Consider the following 12594-nt stretch of genomic DNA (forward strand, 5'->3'; position numbering starts at 1 on the left):
ACTGATAGATTATTAGGAGCCAGAAGTGTCAGTAGTGTTTAGTATGATTCAGCCATCAGGTGACTTAGGCATTGGTCATTATTTGGGAGCGATTATTCATTGGTTAAAGCTACAAGAGCAAGGAGATTCCGGTCTATTTGCAATTGCTGATTTGCATGCAATTACGGTGCCTCAGTCACCAGAGGTGCTTAAGAAGCGAACACTTGACCTGGTTGCATTTTATTTGGCGTGCGGAATTGACCCGGATAAAAGTATCATTTTTACTCAGTCACATGTGCCTCAGCATGCAGAGTTAGCTTGGATTTTAAGTTGCTTAACTAGTATTGGTGAATTAAATCGGATGACACAGTTTAAGGATAAGACTCAGCATGCTAAACGAGAAAGAATAGGGGTCGGATTGCATGTATATCCAGTCTTAATGGCAGCTGATATTTTAGCCTATCAAGCAGATAAAGTCCCTGTGGGAGCAGATCAAAAGCAGCATTTGGAGCTGGCAAGAGACTTAGCGATTCGCTTTAATGATAAGTTTGGGCAGGCATTTAATGTGCCAGAACCGGTGATTGCCTCATATGGTGCTCGAATTAAATCATTGACTAATCCGTTGAAGAAAATGTCTAAGTCAGATCAAGATGTAAACAGTTATATCGCATTATCTGATACGCCTAAATTAATTGAGAAAAAGATCATGCGGGCTGTTACGGATTCGTTGAATAACTTTGCTTATGATGTTGAGAGTCAACCAGGATTAGCCAGTTTGATTGAAATGTATTCCGTCCTAAATGATAGCACACCTATGGAGGTAGTAGCTGAGTTTTCAGGGCAGGGCTATGGTGGCTTTAAAAAAGCATTGGCCCAAGATTTAATTGTACGCGTGGGTGAGATTATGGATCGCTTTAGTCAGTTTAGACATGATGAGCAGCTTTTATTGGATGTCCTGTCTAAAGGTGCAGAGCAAGCAAAGATAAGAGCACAAAAAACGTTAAACAAAGTATATGAAGCACAAGGTTTGTTATGAGTAAGACGCTTTTATTTTATGATTTAGAAACAAATGGGTTAACATCACTAGATCAAATTTTATCTTATGCTTCCATACGCGTTGATTTAAATACACTTGAACTCATTGAACAAACGGATATTAAGGTACAGTGGCGTAGAGATGCTTTTCCAAGTTTAGACGCTTATCATGTTCATGGGATTAGTATTGACCATCATAAAGAAGGTGTGTCTGAGTGTGCTGCGATTCAAACAATACATAACCAAGTGAATCAAGGAGCAACCTTAAGCGGGGGTTATAATACCCTTGGTTTTGATGATGGAATGCTAAGGTTTGCGTTTTTTAGAAACTTATTGCCGGTATACACCCATCAATACCAGAATAACTGTGGGCGGTTTGATGTACTTCCGTTGGTTGTTTTTTATTATTTATATTCACCCGATAGCTTGAAATGGCCTAAACATCCAGATGGGCGAACAAGCTTTAAATTAGAAGATTTGAACCATGAAAATAAATGGTTAGAAGGGAATGCACATGAAGCTTTGCATGATGTCCAGGTTACGGTTGCTTTGGCAAAGCAATTGCGGTTAAATAAGCCAATGTGGGATTACCTATTGGGGTACTTTGATAAACATATAGATTACCAACGGATTAGCGATTTATCTCACCAAGAAGATGGGCCCCAAAATGTTGGTGTGCTTGTAGACCTCAGGCTGGGTTCTGCTAATGATTATCACGTGCCAGTATATTATCTTGGACCCCACCATCAAATGAAAAATCAGAGTGTATTTTTACGATTGGATCAACCCTTAGATCTTAAGGATACTTCGGCTATTGATCACCTTGTGGTACGTAAGAAACATGGAGAGCCTGGTTTTATATTGCCTTATAAAGCTAAATATTTAAAACGAAAGCCTGAGTCTCTCGCAAAACTGGTGGCAGATAATGTCACGAAGCTGGGGGCATGTAGCCATTTTGATGACTTGTCTAATCATTTTAGACATTTGGCAACCCATTTCCCTGATCAAGTTGATGTGGATGCCAGCTTGTATTCAGAAGGATTTTTATCGGTAGAAGAGCAAAGTTGGTGCCAAAAGTTTCTATCAAGTGGGCAAAATGGGCGAGTGAGTTTACTCAGTGATATTAAAAACGAGTTTGTTTATAAACGTGCTCTGCGATTCATGTGGCGTCATTTTCCTGAGCAAATACCTGCAGAGCGGTTGTTTGATGCAAGGAGCACTATGAATGATTATGTCTATCATGGTGTCGATCACCGAGGTAAGGATAGAGCGACTCTGAGTGAAATTTATCAGTCACTATCTAATGATGACAGTCCTGAAGCGCTAAAAATGATGGCTCATTTTAAAAAGCTAGAGACTTCTTTGACTACACCAGATCAATCGACTTGATTTCGTACTCTATGATTCCTTTAGGGGTTTCTACACTGATGATGTCTGCTGCCTGATTGCCAATACACGCTCTAGCAATAGGGGAGGTAAATGAGATGAGTCCTTGATCAATGTCTGACTCTACTTCTCCTACAATTTGATAGGTCACCAATTCATCAGTTTCAATATTCTCGAGTACAACAGTAGCGCCAAATACAACTTTTCCATGATTGGGTAAATGGGCTACATCAATGACTGTTGAAGCCTGTAGTTGCTGTTCTAAGTAACTAATCTTTGCCTCCATGATACCTTGAGCCTCTTTTGCAGCATGATACTCTGCATTTTCTTTTAAGTCCCCATGTGCTCGAGCTTCTTCCAGTGCTTGCCTGATTTTTTGTCGTTCATGCGACTTTAAATGCGTCAGCTGCTCTCGTATTCTTATTTCACCTTTTAGTGTTAACGGTACACGGTTCATCTGTATGATCCTTTAGTAAAAATGTTGATTATAATTGCCAAATGAACTGATTTCAATAAAAAGTAATTTATTATGACTTTTTCTGGATATGTGCTATAAACTAACAAATTTAAAAAGAGAAGATAATGAATACAGTAGAACTATTAAAAAGACTACCATTAGATCAAATTGGTGCTCGTGTACTGATTCAGTTGGAAGACAAAGCTATTTTAATTGATGAAAAAGGTAGTGTTCATGAAGGGGAAAATGATAATCCGGTTGTAACCTTAAGGTTATCCGAATCAGATTTGCAGGGAGCCTTAACGGGTGATGAAAGCGTGGTCTCATTATTTGTCACAGGACGTATTGCGGTAGAAGGTGATATGGATATAGCTCTGAAACTCAAAAATATTATGGGGTAGTCAAGCTGCTGTAGCAACCTACTTTGGATGAGTTGAATCTTTATATCAGTACACTAATTGTAATTTAACGATACCTTTTTAGCTGCTATCTTGAGACTCTATGCTATTGCTATTTAATGCAATAATGGGCCCACTTGGATTGGGGCGCTTGCAAAAGCGCGGCCGTTGGCCAATTTGTTATTAAATAGTAACTTTGTGGGAAAATAATGAATAGAGTATCAATTTTTTTTTTATAATAGGTATGTCCTTATTGTTCAGGATTGATGGAGAATCTGAGTTTCTACTTTTAGCATTTATACCAATGGTCACCTTAATTCTTTTGGTTACTTATAATGCTGTAAAGAACTTATTCCTTCCTTTCGTAGAGAACAGTTCAACAGCAAAAGTTAATTTGTTTTGTTTGCTCTATTTTTCTTTGGGTTGTCATTGATGTCGTAGATTACCCAATGTGTAACTAAAAACCCCGTATTGGTATTTAGAGGATGAGTTGCTAAGGTTGTTCCAGTTAAATAAGGAGCGCTTATGCGAAAACTTTTCTCAGTCTTGCCACTCTTATCTGTAGGGTTTCCTGTCAGTGTCGGGGCACAAACAATGTTTGGCTTGGTAGATTTAAATCAAACAACCATTGAAAAACCGATTCAAGTGTATGGCAAAGCTAAGTTTAAAAATAGTCAACTTAATCAGATAGCGGAAATTAAAGGAGTATTGCTTTCAGAGAACACACACTTTGAAGATGACATCAAAATCAATGGGTCAGGATCAGTATTAGATCATTCTGAGGTTTCTGGTGATGTGCATGTGACGCATTATTTTGGCCCGCCTAAAATAGAGCTCAAACATTCCACAGTAAATGGTCAAATTATCTTTCATAGCTTACAAGAGGGGTCAGTCATTATGGATCCAGAAAGTAATGTTAAGCAAGGGATTAAAAATGGAGTTAAACATGATCAGTGAGCAAGAGATTCAAATATTAAACCCAATTGTGATTGGACCAGGAGACTTTAGAAAGCCAATTGCTAAGGATGGTAAAGATGGGAAGGAAGGGAAGGATGATATTAGTGCTGTACCGCATGGAGGGGTTTGGGAGTAACTAATGTATACGCTGGTTATTGGTAATCAATCCGACGTGGTGATTCGACATTTTTTTAGTTGTATTGATGCTAAAAAGCACCGCTCTGTTGTTTTCATTGATGTGAATGAAATTGGGGTAAGTATCCAAATTAAACAAAATGGCTGGGTGTTTTTGAGTGGGGGAGAAATCCCCCATAACCAGGTTAAGTCAGTCTATAATAGATTGTTAGATGCACCCTCTGAAGGTGTTAACCATCATCAATATTATTTCTTGTCATGGTTATTAGATTCTTTTTACCCAAACGTGATTAACCGTCCACGTGATACGCTGTGTAATTTTTCTAAGACATGGCAATTAATGGTGGCAAAGAAGATTGGCTTTACGATTCCAGATAGCTATGTGTTAGCTAATGAGCAATATTATGTGCCAACACTGCATAAAGAAATCTATAAATCAATTAGCTCACATCGGTCTATTGTGGATCATACGGACAGAAATTATCGCAAGCAGGTTCATGAACCGGTTTTGTTTCAAAAAGACTGTGGCCGATTTAATGTTCGAGTACATGTCGTAGGGCAGCAAATATTTGCCACACAACTAAATTCTAAAAGCGTGGATTATCGTTATGATCAGGCCACACAGTTTCAATCTATTTGGTTACCAAAGTGGGTTTCTGACCAATGTATTATGTTGAATTCGGCTTTTAATTTATATTTTTCAGGGATTGATTTTATCGTCAGCGGCCAAGATTACTTTTTTCTAGAGATTAACCCATCTCCTGGGTATGCCTATTTTGAGTCTGGCATGAATGATAATGGGATAACCATAGCACTGTTTGATTTACTGGGTATCAATGATTAACGGAATTATATTACATAGAGACACGCTCTTTTCTCGTATTTTGCAAGTTCATCATCCTAAAAAGATAGTGGCAATTTCAGTAACTGATCTGATTAATGAAGTCAAAATAAGGTATTGTTTGCATACTGGACATCTCTGGGCATACAGGGGTAAAGAGTTCAATATTTCAGATATGTTTTTATATCAAGAAGTATTTTTTTCATTAGGTATAGGTTTAGCGCATTATGCCATTGCAGACCAGGATTATGTTGAATGTGCATGGCAATCCTATTTGTTGAGTGTCCAAGCTAGCTGTCAAACCATAAATCCAATTACTCCGGCACAAATGAGTGTCTCTACTTATCAGACACCTAACTTACTTATGTTAGCAAAGAAAGCAGGGCTGCAGGTTCCTAGGTATTCGTTGTTTGAACAACCTAATTACCTTGCACAAGGGTATAATAAATTATGGTTCCAGCCACATACACGTTGGGGTAAGGTTTTATATTTAGAGCAAATGAATGGTGTATGGTACTATGTTCCTTTTTCATATCATCCAGATTATGGGTTGCGCTTAACAATGGAGTTGCCTGATAAATTGGTGCGTCAGTTAACAAGCTTAGTTTTATCATTATCTGTTTATTTTGGTGAGTTTTATTTTAAGTATAATTCTGGGCTATATACATTTTATGGTTTGAGCCCTGTACTCAGTGAGTCAAAATATCGATATCATGAGCTCAATCATTTTGCAAAAACCATTATGGAGGATGTTGTGTGAGACGATGTTATATACCACGAAAGTATCGACCTAAAGTGATGTAATCATGCGGACTATATACATTAACGAGTGTTAAAGTGAGTAGGGCGTTGTAGTTGTTATAATTCTTCTCGGATTTTTTTTAATTATTTATTATAATATAATATAGTATATTAAGGCAATAGAGAAAAATTATGCCAACAACCAAAGAAATACAAAAAGCTGAGAAAATAGAAATCCTCGAACATTTTGACACGTTTAAAATTCATGGAGCTCAGAAGTCGGTTCACCATTTAAGTTTTTTAAAGGATAGAGCCTCTCTTATTAAAAAATATTTTGGGATATTCGGTGGTACAGGTCTGAAGTTAACCTATAGCTTTGGGGAAAAAGGTGCATCAGTTGGTGAGTATTTGAGTGAAAGCGTGCTCAAAGATTGCTTAACTACGGTACTTAACTGCATGAATGCATATAATTTTGGTGGTAATGCAGCATCGCTTAGATTGGAGGGTACGCAGGAAGAGGCTTTATTGGCGTATTTGCCTACTTATGCACAACAGCCTTTTGAAGGTTCCCTTAAAAGTTTTGCAAGGCGTGGCGTTAAACTTGATATGCCTGAGGGTAAGTTTCAGGGCGGATTTTTTCATGGGAAAAATGTTCTGGATGCTAAAGGCATTACTCCTTTTTTGGCGGCTCCAGCATCACTCATTGGCCCAATGCTTTGGGAGCAAGAGGGTAAGCCAAGCTTGCAAATAATAGCCATACATGCGCCAGATTTCCGAGATCATACAGCTGGTAACGCTAACAAAGATGCGACAAACGATCATACTAAGGTGCAGCAAATGACGCAGATGGTAAGATATCAGTTGGCCGCAGTGATTGAAGCACATTTAGTTAAGTTAGATAAGTGTAAGGAGGCTGCTGTTAGAAATAAGCTTGTGCTTCCTATCTTAGGTTGTGGCGCATTCCTAGGAAATGAGAAGTGGTATGCACAACAGTATTACTTAGTGCTCAAGAGTTATGAGAAACCTCTTAATGATTTAAAGACAGAGGTATTTTTTCCATGGGCGCAAGGCACCAGTTTTAAAACTCATTTTGAAGCGATAGTAAAAGACGCTACTAAAATAGATAATTACTACCTTCCATATAGGGCATCAGTAGAGAAAGGAGCGGTGGATACTCATAGTGTGTCAGATGATAGTAGGAGAGCTTTAGTGGATCATTTTACAAAGTTGCTTACAGATAGGCCAGATTTGAAGTATCCATATATAGACCCTAATTGCGGTCATGCAGAAGCGCTTGACAAAATGAAGGCCAAGGTCGTAACGCCAATAAAAAAAGCAGCAAATCCTATAGCGGTAGATTCTTCACCCAGGGATAATCGTTCATGGCTTCTGAGAGTATGGCATGCAATTGTATTTGGAATTAAGCGTTTGTTTGGCGGTGGATCAGTAAAAGAGCAAACACAGCAGTGGTTGAAAGAACATCAGCCTAGACCGTCAGGATCTTTAAGTAAGCGTCAGGCTAAGCCAGTTGCTGTTTCACACAGTACATCATCCACCTCAAAAGGTCATAAGCTTGCCATCAAGTGAGCCAAAATCAGAGTGAAAGAGAAAGTATTGTTGAAAATAAATATAAAAAATCTGACAAATATAATTTATGTTATAATCTAATAGATAAGATAGGGGTTGAAAGTGTCTTATTTTTATTATGTAGTAAGTTATTTTCAAGTAAACAATATTAGTTTAGAGGAAGGTTATGATAAAAGAAATACAAGATTGTACAAAGATAGAAGAAGGGTTATTTAATGTCTTTGAAGTAAGTGGAGCACAAGACACGGTTCACCATCTTGGTTTCTTAGCCGATGCTAAACGTCGAACATTATTGGAAACGAATTACCATAAGGATGCTAATGGATTAGACTCTATAAAATTTTCTTTTGGTAGAGAAAAGGCGCCTGTTACAGAATATTTAGATGATAAATGTGTGATGACAGTGATTAACTGTATGAATGCTTACCACCCTGGAGGGGCTAGGGCTCATCTGGATCCAAAGGGTGGGACTCAAGAAGAAGAGTTATACAATAAGTTAGAACTAGCTTATCTTCCATTCCATGGGTCTGTACGGAGCTTCATGAAGCGAGGACTACCTGCATTCACCCCAGACAACAGAGTGTACATAGGTGGTTATTTCTATGGTAGAGGCGAATATATTCACCAACATCATTCACCGTTTGTTAATGCCCCTGCATCTTTTCTTGGTCCAATGGTTTGGGCTCAAGGAAGAGGAGGCAAGGTGTTTGCTGATAGGCCTAACTTACAGGTAGTTTATATTCATGCGCCTGATTTTAGGGAGAACAATTCTCGTGGTAGGATTAATAGAGCAAATCTAGCGAGTAAACATAGTGCTACTCATTTAGCAGAGATGACGCAGATGGTTAGATATCAGCTAGCATCAGTAATTGAGGCACATATACGTAAGTGTGGTAAAGGCGTCCGGAATAAGCTAGTGATGCCTATTTTAGGTTGTGGCGCATTTCAAGGGAACAGCGCATGGTACGCACAGCAGTATGCAGTAGTACTCAACCATTATTCTAAATCCTTAACGGATCTTGGTACAGAGGTGTTTTTCCCATGGACTATAAGGACAGACGGTAGCGCTGGAATTTTTAAAAAACATTTTGAGAAGCTTGTACGCGGTGAATCTTTAGGGTCACAATACCCATTTTACCAAAAATCAATGCCTGTAGTACCTGGGTTAGACCCTAGTTATATTGCACCTCAGGGGGCTATTTTAGCAGATTATTTTGCTGATACACTAGACGCTAAAGGTTTTAGATATCCAGTATTAGATACCGAGTGCGGTCATGCAAATGAGCTATATAAACAACAGAGAGCGGCAGGTGTAGTGGGTGAATTAAGGGATAATCACATTGATTATGGAGCTACAAGTAAGCCAGACTCAAAAATAGTAGATGATCGTTCATGGCTTTTGCGATTATGGCATGCAATTAAGTTTTTCATTAAGAGCTTATTCGGTGGTGGGTCTATGAGTTCACAAACGAGAGCATGGTTAAGTAAGCATAAAAAATCAGGTAGTTTAGGTTCGGGCTCAGCAGTTGCTGCGTCTTATAAGGTAGAGGGGAAGGATTCTGATTACTCAGGTACTCCTAAGCCGGGCGTAAAACGGTAATCTGACAAATAGAATTTTTTTGATATAACCAGCTAAACATAAATTTGAAAGGTATAAAATGAAAGAAATTGGTAGATATAAAATGAAAGTCTCACTATACAGAGAGTTTTGCGATTTAAATGGAAAGGGTCGTGAAAAATTGCATGGTGACGACCTACTTCAAGCTTTAAAGGGTAGGGTATATTCTGACAATAGGAATAAAAGCCCTTATCTGATGTTATTAATCCGGTACTATTTTGATGTTGAGCAGAAAACATATGAAGTGTTTAGCAAAGATGATATAGCAATAGGCAGTGACGATCAGTATATAGAAAGCATTTTACTGGGATTAAGTTCTATACCTGGTCAGTATTTAGCAAAGCGTGACGTTGATAAAGCTTTAACTTATATCTATGAGAAATATCCGATCTTTGCGCCTTATGTTACTGATGTTTATCAAAACAAAATATGGGGGGATCATCTATTTATTGAGATGTATCAAAAAGAAGCAATTGAACTGAATAAGCCCTATATAGTAAGGTTGAAAGATGGATTGTATCATTTTGGAACTTACCAGGAGCATCTGTTAGAAACAGGGTATTCATGTCCGGCTGGGCGTGATCCTAAAAACGTTTTTAAAGATCTACTTACTCAAAGACCTTGGTATGTAGTACTTTACCATAAAATAGTGTTCGGTATTAAATCACTTTTCTCAAGTATGTCCTTGAAGAAGCTAGAAACAGAATGGGCGCGGTCTAAATGTAAACGTTATATGAAAAGTGGCGCGTTTGTTACAAGGTATCCAAGTGCTTCTGTTCCCAGTAATCTGAAAGCCACCGAGTATCCCAGTACAATTAAAAACCCTGGCAAGTCTAATTAATGACAGTCAATGTTGGGCTTATTTTTCATTTTGAATAGCTAATTTTGATCTCATATCTAGCGATTCTGCGTCTCAATAATACAAGTATATTTCAGTATAATATGAGAGCATAGACTGCTTCAGAGTTTCTATAATCCACTTATTTAATTGATTTTTGTCTCTTTTTTGGGGTATTTTTTAAAAGATAAAAAAATCTGACAATTGTTATTGTTGCATTACAAATAAAGCAAGTTAGAAAAAGGTAATTTATTATGACAAATGAAGAAATTTTACAAAAGCTAAAAATAGAAGCAGAATTGGAGACTAAAGACCATGTAGTCCATTTAAAAGACGGAAGGCTTGCATTAGGGTGCCCAAATTTATTTGTAGTGCTCAGATATCGGTATCAAAAGGATAAGAGTTATGTAGATTCATCGGAATTTGCTGATGCTATTGCAGAGAGTGAGACCGGGCTTGGTAATAGAAGCGATCACAAAATCTTAGAATCGACCTTAGAGATGTTGATCGAAAGTATCAAGACTGGTTTGAGCCTGAAGCGTATAGATGAAGCGACTATTGGTAAGATTTATGATAGTGAAGATTTTATGAAGGAACTGAATAATGACCTTTATGATAAGTCAAGAATAACTATTGACCGAGGAGTGAAGGTAGAAAATCCATCTGAGAAAGCTGCTGCAGAGGAGAAGGCTGATAGCAAATTATTGAGGGAGGCTTCTGAGAAGGAGCAACAAGCAATAAGAGAGGGAAGTAAAGTCATTATCCCTGATAGAGGTACTGATTTTTATGAAATGATATCTAAAAGAATGCCGTTCCTTACTAAAGTAATCCATTTTATTAAATCACTGTTTACAAAAGAGACAATGAAGGATTTAGAAGAGCATTGGGTTAATGGATATGTTCATGCCAATCAACTAACCAAGGATGCGCTGAAAGATCAGCTGAAGGATAGCGGAAAGGGTGCCTCTTCAATAGGAGCAGAAGTAAAGGAAAGTCTAGAAGAAAAGGAAAGTCCAAAGGGTCCATGAGCCTAGTCGTTTATGATAACTAAAGAGTCAGCAACTTTGCTGGCTCTTTTTTATCGGGTCTTTTTTAGATTCTCAATGATGGTATCTATATCTTCGGGTTCTTCTTCCTCATAGTAGCTAAACTGGCAGTCACAGGTATTATTAGTACTGGTCAAACAATTAATCAAGCTAGATCTTGGATTGTTTTCCCATTTTGGGTAATCAGGGCGCTGGACCAGCTTTTGACCAACCAGTTCTATGGGGAAATCACTAGGATTATCACTCTCATAAACACAAATTACATTACCAACCCCAACCCCTTTCCATTGTGCACCTAAGAATCGACTGATCGTATCTGTAAATGAATTTTGGAAGCTTTTCCATGTCTTTCCAGACTCCCACCTCAGTCCTACTTTCTTTAGCTCAGTAGGCTTAGGGCAAGTGTATCGGTTTTGATTATACTGCTCATACTTTGATAAGCACTCTGGCGTAGGGCCACTAAAGGGTTCAATTTTTTCAGGCGCTCTAGCTCTGGGCTTGGGCGTATCTGAAGAAAAGAAATTCCAAGCGTGGGTGGTGCTAACTAGCAATACCATGGAAATTTTAAGCATTTGGTTGAAAAACATAGGGCGCTCCTTCTATGAAATAAATTATAGGCAATATTTTTTTAAATGGGTAGTTTAATTTATGAAAATAAAATTTACCTATAACTTGTAAGTGCGTAATTACAGCTATGTTAGTTATTATTAGCTTAAGAATTTATTAATGCTATAGTTCTTAATATCTACAGATTTATATATAGTTTTTTTGACATAAGTTGCTCAGGTAATTGACATTTATCTTTAATTAGTTATATTTAGAACAAATAATTAATATGAGAAAAATAATGTTAGATGCCTTAAAAAATGAAATTAGTTTTTTTTCTTCAGAAGATGCGTTGATGGGCTTAAAGGATAAAGGCTTGGCACTCTCTGCCCTAAATTTATTTGTTGTGCTGAGATACCAATATGAACAGTCTAAAAGTAGTAAAGTTTCATCGACAGGTAGTGATGTTTTTTCAGAATTTGATTTGATGCTAGGTAGTAGAAAGGATCATATGATTTCTGAGAACACTCTAGAATGTATGATTGTAGGTATTAAAACTGATTTAGTAATGAGCAGAATCACAGAACAAGATATGGTTAAAATATATGGCAATAAGGATTTCATGATCGCATTGAATAATGATATCCACGATCGTCACGGTGTAACTATTGTGCAAGGAAAGAATACAAACAATCCTTCTGAGAAAGCTAAGTTGGAGAAAGCTAAACAAGTAAAAAAAGAGCAGCTGCGTAAGAAATCTATGAGGACAAAACCATTAGGTGTGATTAAACAAGGAACGATTTTTTATAAAATAATCTTCAAACAAATGTCGTTTTTTATTAAAGTATGTCATTTTATTAAATCACTCTTCACTGCAAAGACAGTGCGTGCTTTGAACGAAGCCTGGGTTAATCGATATGTTAAAAGTAAAAATATTACCAGAGGGCAATTAGATGATATGGCTCAAGAATTTAAGGGAAACAATGTATGTAATACAAAAGTAGAGGCTAAGATGACCTAAATCATATTG

Annotated in this window: 14 protein-coding genes; 12 read left to right on the plus strand and 2 right to left on the minus strand. The window is 37.5% G+C overall.

Annotated features, from left to right (window positions below):
• Positions 1-43: 43 nt before the first annotated feature.
• On the plus strand, positions 44-1015 hold the full coding sequence (gene trpS / locus MMH89_RS00420; RefSeq protein WP_258568415.1) for a tryptophan--tRNA ligase: 972 nt from the start codon (positions 44-46) through the stop codon (positions 1013-1015).
• On the plus strand, positions 1012-2403 hold the full coding sequence (locus MMH89_RS00425; RefSeq protein WP_258568416.1) for an exonuclease domain-containing protein: 1392 nt from the start codon (positions 1012-1014) through the stop codon (positions 2401-2403). Before trpS ends, MMH89_RS00425 begins: the two co-directional genes overlap by 4 nt.
• Here MMH89_RS00425 and greA read toward each other — a convergent pair.
• Complete coding sequence (gene greA, locus MMH89_RS00430; RefSeq protein ID WP_258568417.1) at positions 2381-2857, minus strand: transcription elongation factor GreA; 477 nt, start codon at positions 2855-2857, stop codon at positions 2381-2383. The genes MMH89_RS00425 and greA overlap by 23 nt on opposite strands.
• A 125-nt stretch (positions 2858-2982) precedes the next feature.
• Between greA and MMH89_RS00435 the strand changes: the two genes are divergently transcribed.
• From MMH89_RS00435 to MMH89_RS00475, 9 genes are all read left to right on the plus strand, one after another.
• Positions 2983-3258 (plus strand): SCP2 sterol-binding domain-containing protein, encoded by a 276-nt coding sequence (locus MMH89_RS00435; RefSeq protein ID WP_258568418.1) that lies wholly within the window; start codon positions 2983-2985, stop codon positions 3256-3258.
• Between the two features lie 522 nt (positions 3259-3780).
• The gene (locus tag MMH89_RS00440; protein WP_258568419.1) at positions 3781-4212 is read left to right on the plus strand and encodes a hypothetical protein; all 432 of its coding nucleotides are present in this window, start codon (positions 3781-3783) and stop codon (positions 4210-4212) included.
• A complete protein-coding gene (locus MMH89_RS00445) occupies positions 4202-4348 on the plus strand; it encodes a hypothetical protein (protein WP_258568420.1) in 147 nt (48 codons plus the stop codon). Before MMH89_RS00440 ends, MMH89_RS00445 begins: the two co-directional genes overlap by 11 nt.
• A 3-nt stretch (positions 4349-4351) precedes the next feature.
• The gene (locus MMH89_RS00450; RefSeq protein ID WP_258568421.1) at positions 4352-5191 is read left to right on the plus strand and encodes an ATP-grasp domain-containing protein; all 840 of its coding nucleotides are present in this window, start codon (positions 4352-4354) and stop codon (positions 5189-5191) included.
• The gene (locus MMH89_RS00455; protein ID WP_258568422.1) at positions 5184-5948 is read left to right on the plus strand and encodes a hypothetical protein; all 765 of its coding nucleotides are present in this window, start codon (positions 5184-5186) and stop codon (positions 5946-5948) included. The genes MMH89_RS00450 and MMH89_RS00455 overlap by 8 nt, the downstream gene beginning before the upstream one ends.
• Positions 5949-6121: 173 nt before the next feature.
• Positions 6122-7516, plus strand: a complete 1395-nt coding sequence (locus MMH89_RS00460) for a hypothetical protein (protein WP_258568423.1) — start codon at positions 6122-6124, stop codon at positions 7514-7516.
• Positions 7517-7682: 166 nt separating this feature from the next.
• The gene (locus MMH89_RS00465; protein WP_258568424.1) at positions 7683-9116 is read left to right on the plus strand and encodes a hypothetical protein; all 1434 of its coding nucleotides are present in this window, start codon (positions 7683-7685) and stop codon (positions 9114-9116) included.
• 58 nt (positions 9117-9174) lie between these two features.
• Positions 9175-9975: a hypothetical protein gene (locus tag MMH89_RS00470; RefSeq protein ID WP_258568425.1), complete on the plus strand. Its 801-nt coding sequence runs from the start codon at positions 9175-9177 to the stop codon at positions 9973-9975.
• A 251-nt stretch (positions 9976-10226) separates the two neighbouring features.
• Positions 10227-11000, plus strand: a complete 774-nt coding sequence (locus MMH89_RS00475) for a hypothetical protein (RefSeq protein WP_258568426.1) — start codon at positions 10227-10229, stop codon at positions 10998-11000.
• 50 nt (positions 11001-11050) lie between these two features.
• Here the strand turns inward: MMH89_RS00475 and eirA are convergent, their stop codons facing one another.
• Positions 11051-11605 (minus strand): T4SS-associated protein EirA, encoded by a 555-nt coding sequence (gene eirA, locus MMH89_RS00480; protein ID WP_258568427.1) that lies wholly within the window; start codon positions 11603-11605, stop codon positions 11051-11053.
• A 260-nt stretch (positions 11606-11865) separates the two neighbouring features.
• On the opposite strand from eirA, the gene MMH89_RS00485 reads away from it, so the two are divergent.
• Positions 11866-12585, plus strand: a complete 720-nt coding sequence (locus tag MMH89_RS00485) for a hypothetical protein (RefSeq protein WP_258568428.1) — start codon at positions 11866-11868, stop codon at positions 12583-12585.
• The last annotated feature ends 9 nt before the right edge of the window (positions 12586-12594 follow it).

Origin of the sequence: Candidatus Comchoanobacter bicostacola (assembly GCF_024172705.1) — a bacterium.
Lineage (GTDB): Bacteria > Pseudomonadota > Gammaproteobacteria > Comchoanobacterales > Comchoanobacteraceae > Comchoanobacter > Comchoanobacter bicostacola.